We start from the raw sequence: 18,071 nt of genomic DNA, 5'->3' as shown, positions 1-18,071 counted from the left end.
CAACACTCTAGCAGGCGACGAAGCCTCCGAACATTCACGGAAATTTCCTCCCCAAAAATAGCGAGGGGGTGGAGCCGTAAGCTATTGGTCCACCGTGATCCGTGCGCCAGACACGCAAACGCCCGCGAACCGGGCTACGATTCGCGGGCGCAGATTTGGCTGTTCCGGCCGTCAGATCACTTGCGCGCCTCAAGGCAATCCTCAAGCGTGCGCAGACCGGTCTTGGGTGCCTGCACCAGCACAGACATGTTGCCCGGCTTATGTTCGTTGCGCATCATCTTCATGTGCGCGTCGGGGATTTGCTCCCACGGGAACACCTCGGACATGCAGGGATCAAGACGACGTTCGATCATCAGCCGGTTTGCACTGGCCGCTTGTTTCAGGTTCGCAAAGTGAGAGCCCTGCAGGCGCTTTTGGTGCATCCACATATAGCGCACGTCAAAAGTGGTGTTGAAACCGGAGGTTCCCGCACAAATCACCACCATGCCGCCCTTTTTCACCACAAGGGTAGAGACGGGGAATGTCGCCTCGCCGGGGTGTTCAAACACCATATCGACGTTCACGCCCTTGCCGGTGATGTCCCAGATTGCCTTGCCGAACTTGCGCGCTTCTTTCAGCCACTCGTTATATTCGGGCGAGTTCACCGTCGGCAACTGGCCCCAACAGTTGAAATCCTTGCGGTTGATGACGCCCTTCGCCCCTTGGTCCAGAACAAACTGACGCTTGGATTCATCAGAGATCACCCCGATGGCATTGGCGCCTGCCGTGTTGGCCAACTGGATCGCGTAAGAGCCCAGACCACCAGACGCCCCCCAGACCAGAACGTTCTGACCGGGACGCAACTCATGCGGGTGGTGGCCGAACAGCATCCGATAGGCGGTCGCAAGGGTCAACGTATAGCAGGCGCTTTCCTCCCACGTCTGATGCTTGGGCCGCGGCATCAACTGCTGCGCCTGCACCTTGGTGAATTGGGCGAAAGAGCCGTCGCCAGTCTCGTAGCCCCAGATGCGCTGCGTCGGAGAAAACATCGGATCGCCGCCGTTGCACTCTTCGTCGTTGCCGTCATCTTGGTTGCAATGGATCACGACCTCGTCGCCGACCTTCCAGTTCTTAACCTTGTCGCCCACCTTCCAAACGATGCCAGAGGCGTCAGACCCCGCGATATGGTATGGGTCACCGTGCACGTCGAAGGGCGAAATCGGCTGGCCCAGACCAGCCCAAACACCGTTGTAGTTCACGCCAGCGGCCATAACGAGAACCAGCACCTCGTGGCTGTCGATCTCCCAGGTATCGACCACCTCGACCTCAAAGGATGTGTCGGGCGCACCATGACGGTCACGACGGATCGCCCATGCGTACATCTTTTTCGGCACGTAGCCCATCGGGGGCATCTCGCCGATTTCATACAGGTCTTTTTCGGGTGCGTCGTACTGGGCGATGCCCGTTTGCTGATCCAATGCCATAGCGGCCTCCCCTCGGGTTCTGGCGAAGATTTTCGCTGCATTTCGCATCCGCAGAATCGCAGCTCTGGGATAGAGGTACGACTGGGCACGAAATATTGCAACTACTGTTAGACCTTTTTTGTAATTTTATGTCTTCTTGAAAAGTCTCACCTTTCAGGAGCCATGAGCCCCCTTAGGATAAGAAAATCTTAAAATTATATATATCACAGCACCTTACGCACCCAGAAATCTAGTTTCTCGCGCTTTATCGATGGGAGTTGCTGCCTCCGTCTGGCAAACTTCCGTTGCGTTCCGGCATGCTGCACCTGCATCGCCGCGATGCCGCGAATTGACAGGGTCATAAAATTACGCATATTCGACCCAAAAGGTAATATGATTGCAAAGCGGCGCGACGCCGGAGGAGCCCCGATGACCGAACCCCGCAAGGATCGCCCTTGGCTGATCCGCACCTACGCCGGACATTCCACGGCCGAGAAGTCCAACGCACTCTACCGCAGCAACCTTGCGAAAGGTCAGACCGGCCTAAGCGTGGCCTTCGATCTGCCCACGCAAACCGGCTACGACAGCGATCATATTCTGGCGCGCGGCGAAGTTGGTAAAGTCGGCGTTCCCGTCTGCCATCTTGGCGATATGCGCACTCTGTTCCGTGACATTCCGCTCGAACAGATGAACACATCGATGACCATTAATGCGACCGCGCCATGGCTGTTGGCCCTGTATATCGCGGTGGCAGAGGAACAAGGCGCGGATATATCCAAGCTGCAGGGCACGGTGCAAAACGACCTGATCAAGGAATATCTCAGCCGAGGGACGTATATTTGCCCGCCCAAACCCTCGCTTAAAATGATCGGGGACGTTGCCGAATTCTGTTACAAGAATGTGCCGAAATGGAACCCGATGAACGTGTGTTCCTACCACTTGCAAGAGGCGGGCGCGACGCCGGAACAGGAACTGGCCTTTGCCTTGGCCACCGCGATTGCGGTGCTGGATGAATTGAAGCCGCGCATCCCTGCCGAGGATTTTGCAACCGTTTGCGGACGCATTTCCTTCTTCGTGAATGCTGGCATCCGGTTTGTCACCGAAATGTGCAAGATGCGGGCGTTTGTGGATCTGTGGGACGAAATCGTCGAAGACCGATATGGCGTCACCGATCCCAAAATGCGTCGTTTCCGATATGGTGTGCAGGTGAACTCCCTCGGACTGACCGAACAACAGCCTGAAAACAATGTCTATCGCATTCTGATTGAAATGCTGGCTGTGACCCTGTCGAAAAAGGCGCGGGCAAGAGCCGTTCAATTGCCGGCATGGAATGAGGCGCTCGGTTTGCCGCGCCCGTGGGACCAGCAATGGTCGATGCGTATGCAGCAGATTTTGGCATACGAAACGGACCTGCTGGAATATGGCGATCTGTTTGATGGCAACCCCGTTATTGATGCCAAGGTCGAAGACCTCAAGGCAGGTGCGCGCGCCGAACTCGCGAATATCGCCTCCATGGGCGGAGCGATCGGCGCGATTGAATATATGAAAGCGCGCCTCGTCGATTCAAATGCGGATCGTCTCAATCGGATCGAACGTGAAGAAACTATCGTGGTCGGCGTCAATAAATGGCAAACAGGCGAGCCGTCACCGTTGATGGGCGAGGACGGTGGGATAATGGTCGTCGACCCCGCTGTCGAAAAAGAGCAAACCGCGCGCTTGGTCCAATGGCGAGACAGTCGGGATGAAAATGCTGTCGAGGTTACGTTGGAACGTCTGCGTGCTGCTGCGAACGCGGGGGAGAATATTATGCCGGCCTCGATCGAATGCGCGAAAGCGGGGGTCACGACAGGGGAATGGGCCGGCGAAATGCGCCAGGTTCATGGCGAATTCCGTGGGCCGACCGGCGTTTCCCGCGCCATGTCCAACAAAACCGAAGGACTGGATGAATTGCGCGAGATGGTAAACAGCGTCTCGGACAAATTGGGCCAAAGGTTGCGTTTTCTGGTCGGCAAACCCGGTCTGGATGGGCATTCAAACGGCGCAGAGCAGATCGCTTTTCGCGCGCGGGATTGTGGCATGGACATCGATTACGAAGGCATTCGCCTGACACCCGAGCAGATTGTCGAATCAGCGCGCAACGGGGCGCATGTTATTGGTCTGTCTATCTTGTCCGGCTCGCACATCCCGCTGGTCGAGGACATGATGCTGCGCTTGAAGGCTGCAAATCTGGATGACATTCCAGTCATCGTCGGTGGCATTATTCCGGATGAAGACGCAGCGCGTTTGAAATCTATGGGAGTCTCCAAGGTATACACGCCAAAGGATTTCGAGCTTAACGCAATTATGAAAGACATCGTCCACTTGGTAGAGCCGGTTGAGGTGAATGCTGGTTAACTATCGATAACTGCGTGGAATTATTTTCAAGGGCGAGGGCATTCCTCGTCCTTTTGTTTTTGGCGACCTCAAAAATCACCAGACTAGAAAACACGCAACACAAGAAAAGCAATTGGAAAGCTATACTGACGCGAATTAGCATAAGCCATTATCCGCGCCTTCCTTTCCCACCGAAAACGTAAATCTTTCGTTAACCTGTCCGTTATTATACCTTCCCTTAAAGCTGAACCTTGCGTAAAGCGGCTGAAACCACAACGAAAGGAACATCCCTTGGAAAACCTCGAAAACATGTCGCGCGAAGAGCTGCAGAAACTGATTTCCGATGCGCAAAAGGCGCTGAAGACCGTTGATGCCCGTCGTATGGCCGAGGCAAAGCGCGCGGCTGAGCTTGCTGCAAAAGAATATGGCTTTTCTCTCGAAGACGTTGTCCAAGCCGGTGGCAAAAGCACCAAGGGCAGCCCGAAATACGCCAACCCGATGGATCCCTCGCAAACCTGGACCGGTCGCGGCCGCAAGCCCAACTGGCTGATCGAGGCTTTGGATCAGGGCAAATCGCTCGACGATATGGCACTGTAAGAGAGCCTCAATGACTATTCACATCGGTGCTGCCGCAGGTGACATTGCGGAAACCGTCTTGATGCCGGGCGATCCACTGCGCGCGGAATGGGCGGCCAAAACATTTCTTGACGATGCGACCTGCGTAAACCGCGTACGTGGCATGTTGGGGTATACCGGAACCTGGAAAGGCCACCGCGTGACCTTTCAGGGCTCCGGTATGGGAATGCCCAGCCTGTCCATTTACGCCAATGAACTGATCCGTGATTATGGTGCGCGCACGCTGATCCGGATTGGATCCTGCGGCGCGATGCAAAAGCACATCAAAATCCGCGATGTTGTCATTGCAATGACGGCGACCACACTATCCACGCCATCGTCGGGAATATTCCGCGAGATCAATTATGCCCCCTGTGCAGATTACCCGCTTTTGGAGGCCGCTGTCGCAAGCGCGCGCCAAAAAGACACTGGGGTGCATGTTGGTGGCATTTATTCGTCGGACGTTTTCTACGACGAGCGTCCCGATCTGAATGAACAGATGGTGCGTCACGGTATTCTCGGCGTCGAAATGGAGGCCGCCGAGCTTTATACCGTGGCCGCGCGTCACGGCGTGCGCGCCTTGGCTGTCATGACGGTTTCGGACCACTTGCTCACGCATGAGGCGCTGCCGGCAGAAGACCGCGAACGTTCATTTGGCGATATGGTGGAGATCGCTTTGGACGCGGCCTTTGCCTGATTAAGGCTAAACACTAACGCCCGTGGCGACGGTTGTACCCGTTCGCCGCGGGTGACTGCCAATCCCCCAAGGCGCCATCCGGCGGCGACAGAACTTCGACCACCAGCGGACCGCATTGGGCCACGTCAGAACTATGCTCGGACCCGCAATCCCCGCCCGGACAAGCGCTCAACGCCCCCAGCAAATTGATCTCTGCGAAACAGGTTAACGTGTCCCCTGCCCGCACGGGGCTGGCCTTCATGAAATACTGACCAGTGTCCTGCGTGAACCCTGTGCACATAAAGACGTTCAACACGTCGTGCACATGCGGTTCGGCCTCGGTCAAGGACAGCCCTTTCGCATCCGCCAAGGCACGCGTCAGATTCGAATGACAACAATGATGGTAGTCCCCGCCCGCCAGCAAATTATGGGTGTAGGGGTCGCATCTGGTGCCGATCACGTCATGCACGGAGCCACCAAAGCTGTCCCTGCCGTACCAATCCAAGCTGTCCTCGACCAAGGTGGCCATCGGACGCAGCGACGGAAAGCTCGACCAAAGGCGATCACCCGTGGTCACGTGACTGCCATGCAAAGCCCGCGTTTTGCCGGAGTAAAATCGTTCGGACAAATCATCCCGGTTCCACAGGTTCAGGTCACCCACCTGCGGTGTTTCGGAACACAGAATACGGAAAAACTGACCGGCCTCGACCTCGAAACTGCAGGCGTCACGCGGCGCGGCAATGTGACGAGAGACAACAACAGCCTCGGCCAGTGCCGCCTGATACAGCGGCAGATCGACCTGTGGCAGTGTTTCATTCGGATAACAGATGACCGGAGGAATGGCGCGGCGCGCCTCTGCATCGGGGGGAATGGACATCGGGCGGCCTTTCTAAATATCGCCACCGGAGATCAACACATTTCGCAGGCCAGCCCAAGGCCAGTGTCCCTATTTACTTGCACGATAGCAGATTGTCGGCTTGGTCCCGTAGGGCAAACTCTGTTCCGCCCCGCAATGAATACACCGCCACCCGACATCCACATCTTGCCGGTGTTCGCGCCACCGACAATGACGCGTCTCGGGCCGATTGAAAATCAGCAACAGCACAAAGGCTGCGATCAGGAGGAAGGGGATCAACATAGGCTGAAGCTACCCCCTCCCACCGGTCGGGCAAGCCCGATCACGCCGCTTCGGGCAGATCTTCGTAAACGGGGGCTGTGCTTTCGGGGCGCGGTTCCGGGGTGTAATAGGCAAACGCCTGATCCAAATCTTCCAGAGCGCGTTCGGCAGCTGTTTTGGTAGTGTCCTGCATCGGATTGACCTTTCTCGCGTCGATCCTCCCCGCGCAGGGATGTACGCCTGACGCAGCCCGATCACATCCGAAGAAATTGCAAACGCGTTATGTGGTAGGCACATAGCATGCAAAACCCCGCCGAGCCCAAAGGCTGACGGGGTTCAGAATGCCTAAGTGATGCGCGTTTACGCAGCGCGTTCCAGCATCATCTTCTTGATTTCTGCGATGGCTTTTGCCGGGTTCAGACCCTTCGGGCAGGTCTTTGTGCAGTTCATGATGGTGTGGCAGCGGTACAGTTTGAACGGGTCTTCCAGTTGGTCGAGACGTTCGCCCGTCGCCTCATCGCGCGAGTCGATGATCCAGCGATAGGCATGAAGCAGCGCTGCCGGGCCGAGGTATTTGTCGCCGTTCCACCAGTACGACGGGCAGGAGGTCGAACAGGATGCGCACATGACACATTCGTACAAGCCATCAAGCTTTTTGCGGTCCTCAATGGACTGCTTCCATTCCTTGGCGGGGCGGTTCGTTTTGGTTTCCAACCACGGCATGATCGACGCGTGCTGGGCGTAGAAATGCGTCAGGTCGGGGATCAGGTCCTTGACCACCGGCATGTGCGGCAGCGGGTAGATTTTGACATCGCCCTCAACCTCGTCGAGGCCGTAGATGCAGGCCAGCGTGTTGATGCCGTCGATGTTCATCGCACAGGACCCACAGATCCCCTCGCGGCAGGAGCGGCGGAAGGTCAGGGTCGGATCAATCTCGTTCTTGATCTTGATCAGCGCGTCCAGAACCATCGGGCCGCAGTCATCCATGTCCAGATGATAGGTATCCACGCGCGGGTTTTCCCCATCGTCCGGGTTCCAGCGGTAGATCTTGAACGCGCGTACGTTGGTTGCGCCGTCCGGCTTTGGCCAGGTCTTGCCCGTGCGGATCTTGGAATTCTTGGGGAGGGTAAACTGTACCATTTCTCTCTCCTTATCGAAACAGGGCTGGCAGGCCGGAGGTCGCCAGACATTGGATGGTCTCGGGCTGCGAGACGATATTGGTGACGATTTCCGCGGTGGAAGCGGTCGGCCCCCCGACGCTGTCCAGTGCCAAGGCACGGATCTGGACGGCAGACGCGTTGTTGATCACGCAGTCCAGCGTCGGCTCCAACGGCACACCGGGGAAACGTTCGGTGATGACCGGCGTAATCGCAGAGCGTGCCGCGCTGCGGGCCAGTTGGTCCTGCTGGTCAACAGAACAGCCCGCGACAGCGATCAACGCGAGGCAAGCAATCAGTCGAGACAATAGAGCGTCCCCCGATAGAACGGGCCGATCCCCGGCGGGCAGTGCCCGACAACGGATGGCGTATTTCGTGGCTGGCGGAAATCGATCTGCGCATGCCGTGCGGGACGCGATTGTCCGTAAAGGCATGCCTCGACCGCTGCGTTGTATTCCGCAGCATATCCGGTTTTTGCACCGCCCGTGTAGGCGATCCCGTTTGCTTGTGCCTGACAATATGCCAGCGCGCCTTTGTCTGCAAAGGCCGCACCGGCAGATGCCGTCAAAAGTGCCAGAGAGATCGCCAACACCCGCATCAGAACGTCCGCGCCTTCGGTGCGATCCGCTTGAGCTCGATGCCGCCTTGATCCTCGGTTGTGAGCGGGTCCACGATCACCGGACGATAGGACAGCTCCACCTTATCGGCGTCGACACGTGCGACCGTGTGCACGCGCCAGTTCTCGTCGTCACGCTCGGTGAAATCCTCATGCGCATGGGCGCCACGGGATTCCTTGCGCGCTTCGGCACCGACGATGGTGGCCAGAGCGTTCGGCATCAAGTTCGTCAGTTCGAGCGTTTCCATCAGGTCCGAGTTCCACACCAGCGAGGTATCGGTGACCTTCAGATCGCCCATCTTGCCCGCGATGGCTGTCATCTTCTCGACACCCTCGGCCATGGTTTCGGCGGTGCGGAAAACAGCGGCATCCGCCTGCATAGTTTTCTGCATCTCAAGGCGCAGTTCCGCAGTGGGCGTTGCGCCCTTCGCGTAGCGCAGACCGTCGAACCGGTCGAAGGCTTTGTCGATCTCGGCTTTGGGTGCCGTCGGGATTGCCGCCTCGCGGTCGACAACCTTGCCGGCACGAATGGCGGCTGCGCGGCCAAACACCACGAGGTCGATCAGCGAGTTGGACCCGAGGCGGTTCGCACCGTGCACCGATGCACAGCCCGCTTCGCCCACGGCCATCAGACCCGGCACCACGGCGGTGGGATCTTCGGCGGTCGGGTTCAGCACTTCGCCCCAGTAGTTCGTCGGAATGCCGCCCATGTTATAATGCACGGTCGGCAGAACGGGGATCGGCTCCTTCGTGACATCAACACCGGCAAAGATCTTGGCCGATTCCGAAATGCCCGGCAGACGTTCCGCCAAGGCTTCCGCGGGAAGGTGGCTGAGGTTCAGGTGAATGTGATCCCCATCTTTGCCGACACCGCGACCTTCGCGAATTTCCATGGTCATGGAGCGCGAGACATAATCGCGCGGGGCGAGGTCCTTGTAGGTCGGCGCGTAGCGTTCCATGAAACGCTCACCTTCGGAGTTGGTCAGATAACCACCCTCGCCACGCGCGCCTTCGGTGATCAGACAGCCGGACCCGTAGATCCCGGTCGGGTGGAATTGCACAAACTCCATGTCCTGCAGCGCAAGCCCCGCACGGGCCACCATACCGCCACCGTCGCCGGTGCAAGTGTGCGCCGACGTCGCAGAGAAGTAAGCACGGCCGTAACCGCCGGTCGCCAGCACAACCATCTTTGCGTTGAAGACGTGGAAGGTGCCGTCATCGAGCTTCCAGCACAGCACGCCCTTGCAAACGCCGTCTTCCATCAGAAGGTCGATGGCGAAATATTCGATGTAGAACTCGGCCTTTTCCTTCACCGACTGGCCGTACAGCGTGTGCAGAATGGCGTGGCCGGTGCGGTCGGCTGCGGCACAGGTCCGCTGGACCGGCGGGCCTTCGCCGAATTCGGTGGTATGGCCGCCAAAGGGGCGCTGGTAGATCTTGCCCTCTTCGGTGCGGGAGAACGGAACGCCGTAATGTTCCAGCTCATAAACAGCTTTGGGGGCTTCACGGGCGAGGTATTCCATCGCGTCGGTATCGCCCAGCCAGTCCGAGCCTTTGACCGTGTCATACATGTGCCACTGCCAGCTATCCGGGCCCATGTTGGACAGGGACGCGGCGATCCCGCCCTGCGCCGCAACAGTGTGCGAACGGGTCGGGAAAACCTTGGTCACGCAGGCTGTGCGCAGCCCCTGCTCTGCCATGCCCAGCGTCGCGCGCAAGCCCGCACCACCGGCACCCACCACCACGACGTCATAGTCATGCGTCTCGTATGTGTATTCAGCCATATCTCAGCCTCGTATCTGGGGGCGATCCAGCGCTTGGCGGACCTGCCCGAAAAATTTTACAGCGCCAGCTTCACCAAGGCGAACAGGCCAGCGGCGATCAGCACATAGGACAGCGCGTTGACAGCCATGGACAGCAGTTTGCCCTTGGTGCCGTGAACGTAATCCTCGATCGCCTCCTGGGTTTCGCCGTTGAAGTGGATCACACCCACCACCAGCATCAGCGCGGTGATAATCGCAGGCCAAGGGCGCGAGAAATAGGCCAGCACCTCTTCGTACGATCCACCCAGACCAGCCCCGAAGGTAAAGACAAACAGCGGCACCAGTACCACCAGTGCCATCGAGGTGCCCAGCATACGCTTGTGAAACTGCGTGCCGGTGCGGCCGGAGCCAAGACCCTGTGCGCGCTTACGATCCGTCAGAAATTGCATATCTGTCTCCTCAGACCACGATGGCGGTAAAGATCGCCATAACCGTCGCGCCGATAAACATCACGGCCCCCATCATCTCGGACGCTTCGATTTCAACGAAGTACCCAAGATCCCAGATCACGTGCCGCAGACGACCCAGCATGTGATACCAAATGGCCCAGCTGGCCAGCAGCATAAGGATGTCACCTACAAAGCTGGTCAGGAAACCGTCGATCACCGCAAAGGCATCCGGCGACGTCGCCGCGCAGAGCAGCCAGATCACCAGCAGAGCTGCGGTCCCCAGCGATGCGATGCCGGTGATGCGCACCATGATCGAGGAAATCGAGGTCATTTGCGGGCGGTAATACTGCCCGATCATGAAGGGTGAGAGCGGGCGATTGCCCCGGTTCACGTCGGCCATGGCACAGTCCTTCGGTCTATATCCGTTATCGGTGGTTTTAGAGGGTTTTCACGCGCTGTCACCCATTCGTCGATGCCGCAGGCGCGGTTTTTTGGCGCATTTGCTGCAAATAAGCGGCTTTGTGATCACGCGATGGCGACGTGTGATCACACTTTAGGCGCTAACCAAGCGACACCTCGCGCATAGGCCTCCCGCCCGTGAAAACCTGATAGATTCTCTTGGATGTTCAAAGCGGCATCAGCGCCCAGTAGTCCAGATCCAGCAGAACATCCGGGTTGTACTTGCCGGTCTCACCTTTCAATTCGAACGGCGCGCCGCCCTTTGTCGCAACAAGACGCAAACGGATCGCGCCCACTCCAGGCGCTTTGGTCTCCGCCTTGTCCAGCACTTCGGACCATGCGCGCACGGTCTGTCCCGCCAGACAGGGATTGGCATGGGCACCGGCATTCAGCCCCACGATCATCTGCGCGTTGGCCAAGCCGTTGAACGACAACGCCCGCGCCATTGAAATAACGTGTCCGCCATAGATCAGCCGCCCCTCGGGCCGCGCTGTAACGTCAAAATGCACCTTAGAGGTATTCTGCCACAGCCGGGTTGCCATCATATGTTCGGCTTCTTCGATGGTGACACCGTCCACATGGTCAATGGTCTCGCCAATTTCGTAGTCCGACATGCGGTGCGGCTCACCTGACAGGGTAAAATCGTAGGTCGAGAAATCCAGCCCCTCGGGAACCACCAGATCCTGCGGGTTCAGCGCGGATTTCAGGTCAGGAATGACGGTGTCGGGCGCGGGTGCATCAAGGTCCGCTTTGCGCAGCATGACCCACCGCTTGTAATCCAGCACACATTCGTCGTGCTGGTTGTACCCGCGCGAGCGCACGTAAACCACGCCGGTCTTGCCGTTGGAATTCTGCTTCAGCCCGATCACCTCAGAGCTCGCCCGCAGCGTGTCGCCCGCATACACCGGCTTTAGCCAGCGGCCCTCGGCATAGCCTAGATTGGCCACCGCATTCAGCGACACATCCGGGACCGTCTTGCCAAAAACAATGTGAAACGCGGCCAGATCGTCCAGCGGACTGGAGGGCAAACCGCTGGCACGCGCGAATTCGTCCGAAGAATACAGCGCATGCCGCATGGGGTAGAGCGCGTGATACATCGCGCGCTCCCCACCCGAGACCGTCCGGGGCACCGCATGGTCGATCACCATGCCCAATTCGTAATCTTCGAAAAAGCGTCCCGGATTGGTCTTTTGCATTACTGCGCTCCTAGCTTCATGTCGGGGGTGTAGGTGCCTTCGGCCTCTTTGGTGACGGCTTGCCCGCAGCGCATGACGCCGTTTGCAGCGTCAAAAGCGTATGTGGGCGATCCATGCAGCTCCCAGCCCTTGTTCAGGGCGTCGGTGACCTTGTGGCAGAATTCCGACGTGTCGTCGGCAGAAAGAAAACGATAGAGTTTCATAAGCTTATCCGAATGGCATAGGGCCGATCAGCCCGTGGATCAGTCCGATCACCACAAGCAGCACAACAGAGGCTGCAAGGAAGATCGCGTCTTTCTTGATCGCCCCCTTTTCAGGCGGCGTCCAGTCGGGTTCGGCGCGATTGATCACGGCCATCTCGACAATGGCCCACACCCCCAAACCGCCAAACAGGACAAAGGATTCCACATCGCCGTTCACCAGCAAATGCGCCAACGCCCAGATCAGAAAACCGGTCAGCATCGGATGGCGCATCTTATAGAAGAGCGCGCCCTTCTTTGGTCCGGGGGAGGTAAAGTACAACGCCCCGATCATCATCAGGTTATTGATCCCGACCGTTGCGGGATGCCGCCCCCAAAAGAATGCGCCATCGGCCATGCGGTAGCCAAAAATCATCATGAGGATCGACACACCCAAGGTTACGGCCACCGCGCGGCGCCCCGTGTCGCCCATGTCCGCACGCTTTTGCGGCGCAATACGTTTGAATAGATGTGCCGCCCACCAAAGTGCGACACCGAGAATCAGCAAAAGCATGGCTTTCTCCTGTGGCTATGCAGGGGCGACTGTCGTTTGTTCGGCGGCTCGGGGCAACGGCTTAGCCCGCAAGGGCGGCAATCGCCTCTGCTTTGGCGAGCGTTTTGCGCGCCGTGTCCACATGCAGGTTCTCGACGATCTTGCCATCGACGACCGCGACCCCTTGGCCCTGCGCCTGCGCCTGCTCGAAAGCCTCGATTTGACGGCGGGCCAGATCGATCTCCGCCGCATCGGGGGCAAAGGCCGCGTTTGCGATCTCGACCTGCGCGGGGTGGATCAGGGTTTTCCCGTCCATGCCCATGTCACGGCCTTGCGCACATTCCGCACGCAACCCGTCGTCGTCCTTAAACGCGTTATAAACGCCATCCACGATCACCTTGCCACAGGCGCGCGCCGCAAGAACGCATAGCCCCAAGCCGGTTTGCATTGGCAAACGGTCGGCGCGGAACCGGCTGCCAAGGTCCTTGGCCAGATCGTTGGTTCCCATAACCATGCCCTGCAGTCGCGGATGGGACGCAATTTGATGGGCATTCAGCATCGCCAGCGGCGTCTCCATCATAGCCCACAAGGGTTTGTCGGTCATCTGCGCAAGCGAATCCAGTTGCGCGACGGTTTCGACCTTTGGCAAAAGGATCGCGTCGCACGCCATCTGCGCCGCTGCGCGGGCATCCTCCTCCCCCCATGTGGTGTCCAGACCATTGATGCGCACGATCCGCGCGCGACCGCCATAAGACGTCTTCAAGGCCTCGGCCAAGGTTGCGCGGGCGGCAGGCTTTTCTTCCGGCGCGACCGCATCCTCAAGATCAAAGATCACCGCATCAATGGGCAGGCTGCGCGCCTTCTCAAGCGCACGTTCTTTGGATGCCGGTATATAAAGAACCGAACGATAGGGTCGGATGTCCAAAGTCATGCGCGCCTCCGCAAAGCAATAAAGTTGCGCATTGATGCGCATAATTGTTTGTATCGTTCAAGTCCAAATTTCCGCACTGCAGAAAACGGCGATAGTTGACGCTTTATTGAGCAATCGGATCAGCTTTGAACAAATGCGTTACGACGACGCGCGTCGCGTTAACGATATCGTAGGAGCCATGACCCGAGGATGGGCACACACCGTCCAATGCGACGGGGATGCCATGACAGGGCCCTTGGCGGGGCGGCATCCGGGAACCGAGGGGACCCAATCCGCGCGTGGCCCAGTGGCGCGCGCACCAGTCGAAAGGTAACGCCTATGACGACGAAGGTGAACGTAGCACTGCTGTCTGCCGGATTTCTCCTGGCCGCCGCAACTTTGGTCGACGCACAACAGCTTGAACACTGTGCGCCAAGGGACGCGGTGGTGGAACGCCTTGCTGCGAAATACGGGGAAACCCGTCAAAGCATGGGGCTAGGCTCAAACAACGCCGTGATGGAGGTTTTCGCCTCGGTCGAGAGCGGATCCTGGACCATCACGGTGACCATGACAAACGGGATGACCTGCCTTGTCGCCTCGGGGCAAGCGTTCGAAGAACTCGCCGAGGTTCTGCCGCCAAAGGGCGACGATGCATAACACCTTGCGCGGGCACCGCGACCGTGCCCGTGCCATGACGGGGCTCAAACGATCCCGTCCCAAATGAGCTTTGCCCCCGTCACGGTCAAAGCCACATAGGTCACGCCGAAAAACCACGCATCCGGCAGCCACTTGTGCAGCTTGACCCCCATCCACGTTCCCAGCAACGCGGCTGGGATCATCACCACATCCAAGGCCAGCGATTGCTGCGAGAATATCCCCATCGCGGCGTAGAACCCGACCTTGAACAAGTTCACCGCAAAGAACACGATCACGGTCGTCGCCTGAAAGGCGGTTTTGCCCAGCCCCTGCCCCAGCATATAAACTGCGGCGGCAGGCCCGCCCGCATGGCTGACAAAACTGGTAAACCCCAACACGATCCCCGACAGCACGCCTGCACGGGGCCCCAGCTTGGCGCCCAGACGGATCAACCCCGCTGATCGCGCGCCCTGCCAGCCCACAAAGGTAAGGGCGACCGCCCCGATCAAGACGCGGATTACGTCGGGATCAGCGACGGACCAAAACGCCGCGCCGGCCAAGGTTCCGGGCACTGCGCCCAGCAGCAAAACCTTTGCAACGCTCCAGTCCCATCGCCGCCAAAACGCCCACAGGCTGGCAACATCCATTAAAATCAACAAGGGCAGCATCACCCCGACAGCTACGGCTGGCGGCAGGACGATTGCCAGAATCGAACTGGACGCAAATGCGACGCTGGACCCGAACCCACCCTTTGAAATACCGGCGAAAATCACCGCAGGCGCGACAAATGCCACCATCGTCCAGCTCAGCAGATCCATTATGTGCGTCCAATTTTTTCTTTTCTCGCAGGGTGGTTTAATCCCAAATTCACCCGTTTGACAGAAACGTCACATCTTGCGCGGCGGCCCGCGCTCTTGCGTTGTTGCGCCAAGCGGCGTAGCAACTTGCCAAATTCAAGCAGGACCGGAGATTGAATCCATGGCACGACCCAAGATCGCCCTCATCGGCGCAGGTCAGATCGGTGGCACCCTAGCCCACCTTGCGGCAATGAAGGAACTGGGCGACGTCGTATTGTTCGACATCGCCGAGGGCGTCCCCGAGGGCAAAGCGCTCGATATCGCGGAATCCGGCCCCTCCGAAGGCTTCGATGCCAAGCTGAAGGGCACTCAGGATTACGCTGACATCGCAGGTGCGGACGTCTGCATCGTGACCGCCGGCGTCCCCCGCAAGCCGGGCATGTCCCGCGACGATCTGCTGGGTATCAACCTGAAGGTGATGAAGTCCGTGGGCGAAGGCATTGCTGCAAACGCCCCGAACGCCTTTGTGATCTGCATCACCAACCCGCTCGACGCCATGGTTTGGGCGCTGCAGAAGTTCTCGGGCCTGCCCGCGAACAAGGTCTGCGGCATGGCCGGCGTTCTCGACAGCGCGCGCTTCCGCCACTTCCTTGCCGAGGAATTCAACGTTTCCATGAAAGACGTCACCGCCTTCGTACTGGGCGGCCACGGCGACACCATGGTGCCTTCGGTCCGTTACTCGACCGTTGCAGGCGTTCCCCTGCCCGACCTGATCGACATGGGTTGGACCACGCAGGACAAGATGGACGCGATCGTTCAGCGCACACGTGACGGTGGCGCCGAGATCGTCGGCCTGCTGAAAACCGGCTCCGCCTTTTATGCGCCTGCGACCTCCGCCATTGAAATGGCCGAAGCTTACCTCAAAGACCAGAAGCGCGTGCTGCCGTGTGCAGCTTACTGCGACGGCGACCTTGGCGTAAGCGGCATGTACGTGGGCGTGCCCACGGTCATCGGTGCCAATGGCGTCGAGCGGATCATGAACATCAAACTCAACAAAGAAGAGCAAGAAATGTTCGACACGTCCGTCAACGCCGTGAAGGGCCTGGTCGAAGCCTGTAAAGGCATCGACAGCTCGCTGGCGTAAGGCCTGCAAAAATCAGAACCTATGCAGCAGGCCCCCATCGCGGGGCCTGTTTTGCTTCCGGCATTCGTCGTTTCGCGGCAACATGCCCCAAGATGCGGCCATCAACCGCACCGAGTCGACCTCCTAGCTTGTTCCATCCAAGTGCGGGCATTTGTGATCACACGATAAAAAGCTGTGATCACAAAGGGCGGAAAGTACCGCGATTTTGAGTGATCTCGTGTTTTTTCGTTTAACCCGTGGCAAGCCTCCGGCCTATACCCTTGGCAAATCGCAGCAACCACGGGGATCATGGACACATGAACATCCACGAATATCAGGCCAAGGCACTTCTGCGCAGCTACGGTGCGCCCGTTTCCGACGGTCGTGCCGTGCTCAAGGCGGAAGACGCCAAAACAGCGGCAGGTGAACTCGACGGACCGCTTTGGGTCGTCAAAGCCCAGATCCACGCAGGTGGTCGCGGCAAGGGTTCCTTCAAGGAAGCAGAAGCCGGTGAAAAGGGCGGTGTCCGTCTGGCGAAGTCGGTGGAAGAAGCCGCCGAAGAAGCCAAAAAGATGCTGGGCAAGACCCTCGTGACGCATCAGACCGGCCCGGCGGGCAAACAGGTCAACCGGATCTACATCGAAGACGGCTCTGATATCGAGCGTGAACTTTACCTCGCGCTTTTGGTGGATCGTCAGACCTCGCGCATTTCCTTTGTCTGCTCCACCGAGGGCGGCATGGACATCGAAGAAGTTGCAGAATCGACCCCGGAAAAGATCCTGTCGTTCTCCGTTGATCCCGCGACAGGCTACCAGCCCTACCACGGCCGCCGCATCGCCTTCTCGCTCGGCCTCGAAGGCGCAGCCGTCAAGCAATGCGTGAAGCTGATGGGCATTCTCTACAAAGCCTTCGTCGAGAAGGACATGGAAATGCTGGAAATCAACCCGCTGATCGTCATGCCCGGCAACGAGCTGAAGGTTCTCGACGCCAAGCTCGGCTTTGATGGCAACGCCATCTACCGCCAGCCCGAGGTTGCGGAACTGCGCGACACCACCGAGGAAGATTCCAAGGAACTGGAAGCTTCGAAATACGACCTGAACTACATCGCGCTCGATGGTGAGATCGGCTGTATGGTGAACGGTGCCGGTCTGGCGATGGCCACCATGGACATCATCAAGCTGTACGGCGCAGAGCCTGCCAACTTCCTCGACGTGGGCGGCGGCGCCACCAAAGAGAAGGTGACCGAAGCGTTCAAGATCATCACCTCTGACCCTAACGTCAAAGGCATCCTCGTGAACATCTTCGGCGGCATCATGCGCTGCGACGTCATCGCCGAAGGCGTGATTGCCGCGGTCAAAGAAGTCGGCCTGCAGGTTCCGCTGGTCGTCCGTCTCGAAGGCACCAACGTCGAAAAAGGCAAGGAGATCATCTCGAACTCCGGTCTGGACGTGATCGCCGCCGACGACCTGAAGGATGGCGCAGAAAAGATCGTGAAAGCGGTCAAGGGCTAAGGCCCGGCGCTGAGGAGAGGTCAGATGTTGCACGGTGTGGTTCAAAACGATGCGTTGGACGGGGTTTCCCCGCTCCGTAGGCGTGCCGTTGCGGAACCCGCCGTGGGCATCGCGGGTTTCCTTCCTGACGGAGGTGAACGCGATGCTGAAACGACTGCACAACCGGCCCTCGCCGGACAATCTGGCCGAGGCTGCCCTTCCCGGGCCCAGCAAGCACGAGCGGCTGCAGCCGTTGCTCTACGGGGCCGGATTGCTGGCGGTCGGGACCTTACTGATCAAGCTCAAGCCGCGCTTTGGCGTGGCGCCCAACCCGATCGTGCACAGCGCGCGAACACAGTCCAAACGTCGCAAGGCGGCCGCCTTTGCGCGGGATCGCGCAGCGGGGCTGGCCCCCGGAAACGTGACGGACAAACTGGGCAAATCGCTTGTATTGGGGGGCGTGGCCATGATGACCGCGCGCCTGCTGGACGAGGCGCTCGCCCGCAAATCCTGATCTCTT

General features: G+C 58.8%; 21 protein-coding genes. 7 read left to right on the top strand and 14 right to left on the bottom strand.

The window, feature by feature from the left end; translation table 11 throughout:
- Positions 1–176 precede the first annotated feature (176 nt).
- The gene (gene ccrA / locus ACN5AZ_RS11775) at positions 177–1,463 is read right to left on the bottom strand and encodes a crotonyl-CoA carboxylase/reductase (RefSeq protein WP_419429079.1); all 1,287 of its coding nucleotides are present in this window, start codon (positions 1,461–1,463) and stop codon (positions 177–179) included.
- A gap of 408 nt (positions 1,464–1,871) precedes the next feature.
- Here ccrA and ACN5AZ_RS11770 point away from each other — a divergent pair, with 408 nt between their 5' ends.
- From ACN5AZ_RS11770 to deoD, 3 genes are all read left to right on the top strand, one after another.
- Complete coding sequence (locus tag ACN5AZ_RS11770; RefSeq protein WP_419429078.1) at positions 1,872–3,836, top strand: methylmalonyl-CoA mutase family protein; 1,965 nt, start codon at positions 1,872–1,874, stop codon at positions 3,834–3,836.
- 270 nt (positions 3,837–4,106) lie between these two features.
- A complete protein-coding gene (locus ACN5AZ_RS11765) occupies positions 4,107–4,412 on the top strand; it encodes an H-NS family nucleoid-associated regulatory protein (protein ID WP_419429077.1) in 306 nt (101 codons plus the stop codon).
- A 10-nt stretch (positions 4,413–4,422) separates the two neighbouring features.
- On the top strand, positions 4,423–5,127 hold the full coding sequence (gene deoD / locus ACN5AZ_RS11760; RefSeq protein WP_419429076.1) for a purine-nucleoside phosphorylase: 705 nt from the start codon (positions 4,423–4,425) through the stop codon (positions 5,125–5,127).
- Between the two features lie 13 nt (positions 5,128–5,140).
- On the opposite strand, the gene ACN5AZ_RS11755 is transcribed toward deoD, so the two are convergent.
- The 12 genes from ACN5AZ_RS11755 to ACN5AZ_RS11700 form a co-directional block, all read right to left on the bottom strand.
- Complete coding sequence (locus ACN5AZ_RS11755) at positions 5,141–5,983, bottom strand: urea carboxylase-associated family protein (RefSeq protein ID WP_419429075.1); 843 nt, start codon at positions 5,981–5,983, stop codon at positions 5,141–5,143.
- 301 nt (positions 5,984–6,284) lie between these two features.
- Positions 6,285–6,416 carry a hypothetical protein gene (locus ACN5AZ_RS11750; protein ID WP_419429074.1) on the bottom strand — a complete coding sequence of 44 codons (132 nt, stop codon included), beginning with the start codon at positions 6,414–6,416 and terminating at the stop codon, positions 6,285–6,287.
- A gap of 167 nt (positions 6,417–6,583) precedes the next feature.
- Positions 6,584–7,363 carry a succinate dehydrogenase iron-sulfur subunit gene (locus ACN5AZ_RS11745; protein ID WP_419429073.1) on the bottom strand — a complete coding sequence of 260 codons (780 nt, stop codon included), beginning with the start codon at positions 7,361–7,363 and terminating at the stop codon, positions 6,584–6,586.
- 10 nt (positions 7,364–7,373) lie between these two features.
- A complete protein-coding gene (locus ACN5AZ_RS11740; protein ID WP_419429072.1) occupies positions 7,374–7,688 on the bottom strand; it encodes a hypothetical protein in 315 nt (104 codons plus the stop codon).
- A complete protein-coding gene (locus ACN5AZ_RS11735; protein WP_419429071.1) occupies positions 7,676–7,978 on the bottom strand; it encodes a hypothetical protein in 303 nt (100 codons plus the stop codon). The genes ACN5AZ_RS11740 and ACN5AZ_RS11735 overlap by 13 nt, the downstream gene beginning before the upstream one ends.
- On the bottom strand, positions 7,978–9,780 hold the full coding sequence (sdhA, locus tag ACN5AZ_RS11730) for a succinate dehydrogenase flavoprotein subunit (RefSeq protein ID WP_419429070.1): 1,803 nt from the start codon (positions 9,778–9,780) through the stop codon (positions 7,978–7,980). The genes ACN5AZ_RS11735 and sdhA overlap by 1 nt, the downstream gene beginning before the upstream one ends.
- A 56-nt stretch (positions 9,781–9,836) precedes the next feature.
- On the bottom strand, positions 9,837–10,208 hold the full coding sequence (gene sdhD / locus ACN5AZ_RS11725) for a succinate dehydrogenase, hydrophobic membrane anchor protein (protein WP_419429069.1): 372 nt from the start codon (positions 10,206–10,208) through the stop codon (positions 9,837–9,839).
- Between the two features lie 10 nt (positions 10,209–10,218).
- Positions 10,219–10,608 (bottom strand): succinate dehydrogenase, cytochrome b556 subunit, encoded by a 390-nt coding sequence (sdhC, locus tag ACN5AZ_RS11720; protein ID WP_419429068.1) that lies wholly within the window; start codon positions 10,606–10,608, stop codon positions 10,219–10,221.
- Between the two features lie 226 nt (positions 10,609–10,834).
- The gene (locus ACN5AZ_RS11715; RefSeq protein ID WP_419429067.1) at positions 10,835–11,863 is read right to left on the bottom strand and encodes a MaoC family dehydratase; all 1,029 of its coding nucleotides are present in this window, start codon (positions 11,861–11,863) and stop codon (positions 10,835–10,837) included.
- Positions 11,863–12,066 (bottom strand): DUF1737 domain-containing protein, encoded by a 204-nt coding sequence (locus ACN5AZ_RS11710; protein ID WP_419429066.1) that lies wholly within the window; start codon positions 12,064–12,066, stop codon positions 11,863–11,865. The genes ACN5AZ_RS11715 and ACN5AZ_RS11710 overlap by 1 nt, the downstream gene beginning before the upstream one ends.
- A 4-nt stretch (positions 12,067–12,070) precedes the next feature.
- The gene (locus ACN5AZ_RS11705; RefSeq protein WP_419429065.1) at positions 12,071–12,616 is read right to left on the bottom strand and encodes an NnrU family protein; all 546 of its coding nucleotides are present in this window, start codon (positions 12,614–12,616) and stop codon (positions 12,071–12,073) included.
- Between the two features lie 61 nt (positions 12,617–12,677).
- The gene (locus ACN5AZ_RS11700; RefSeq protein ID WP_419429064.1) at positions 12,678–13,526 is read right to left on the bottom strand and encodes an HpcH/HpaI aldolase/citrate lyase family protein; all 849 of its coding nucleotides are present in this window, start codon (positions 13,524–13,526) and stop codon (positions 12,678–12,680) included.
- Between the two features lie 318 nt (positions 13,527–13,844).
- Between ACN5AZ_RS11700 and ACN5AZ_RS11695 the strand changes: the two genes are divergently transcribed.
- Positions 13,845–14,162, top strand: coding sequence for a hypothetical protein (locus tag ACN5AZ_RS11695; RefSeq protein WP_419429063.1), 318 nt, complete (start codon positions 13,845–13,847; stop codon positions 14,160–14,162).
- Between the two features lie 44 nt (positions 14,163–14,206).
- Here ACN5AZ_RS11695 and ACN5AZ_RS11690 read toward each other — a convergent pair whose 3' ends face one another.
- The gene (locus tag ACN5AZ_RS11690; protein WP_419429062.1) at positions 14,207–14,959 is read right to left on the bottom strand and encodes a sulfite exporter TauE/SafE family protein; all 753 of its coding nucleotides are present in this window, start codon (positions 14,957–14,959) and stop codon (positions 14,207–14,209) included.
- 160 nt (positions 14,960–15,119) lie between these two features.
- Here ACN5AZ_RS11690 and mdh point away from each other — a divergent pair, with 160 nt between their 5' ends.
- From mdh to ACN5AZ_RS11675, 3 genes are all read left to right on the top strand, one after another.
- Entirely contained in the window at positions 15,120–16,082 is a 963-nt protein-coding gene (mdh, locus tag ACN5AZ_RS11685; RefSeq protein ID WP_419429061.1) for a malate dehydrogenase, read from the top strand.
- Between the two features lie 296 nt (positions 16,083–16,378).
- Entirely contained in the window at positions 16,379–17,572 is a 1,194-nt protein-coding gene (gene sucC / locus ACN5AZ_RS11680; RefSeq protein WP_419429060.1) for an ADP-forming succinate--CoA ligase subunit beta, read from the top strand.
- A 142-nt stretch (positions 17,573–17,714) separates the two neighbouring features.
- Entirely contained in the window at positions 17,715–18,065 is a 351-nt protein-coding gene (locus ACN5AZ_RS11675) for a hypothetical protein (protein WP_419429059.1), read from the top strand.
- Positions 18,066–18,071 lie beyond the last annotated feature (6 nt).

This window comes from Sagittula sp. SSi028, assembly GCF_048553715.1.
Lineage (GTDB): Bacteria > Pseudomonadota > Alphaproteobacteria > Rhodobacterales > Rhodobacteraceae > Sagittula.
The sequence above is the reverse complement of the archived record's forward strand: the minus strand, read 5'-3'. Positions and strand labels throughout refer to the sequence as shown.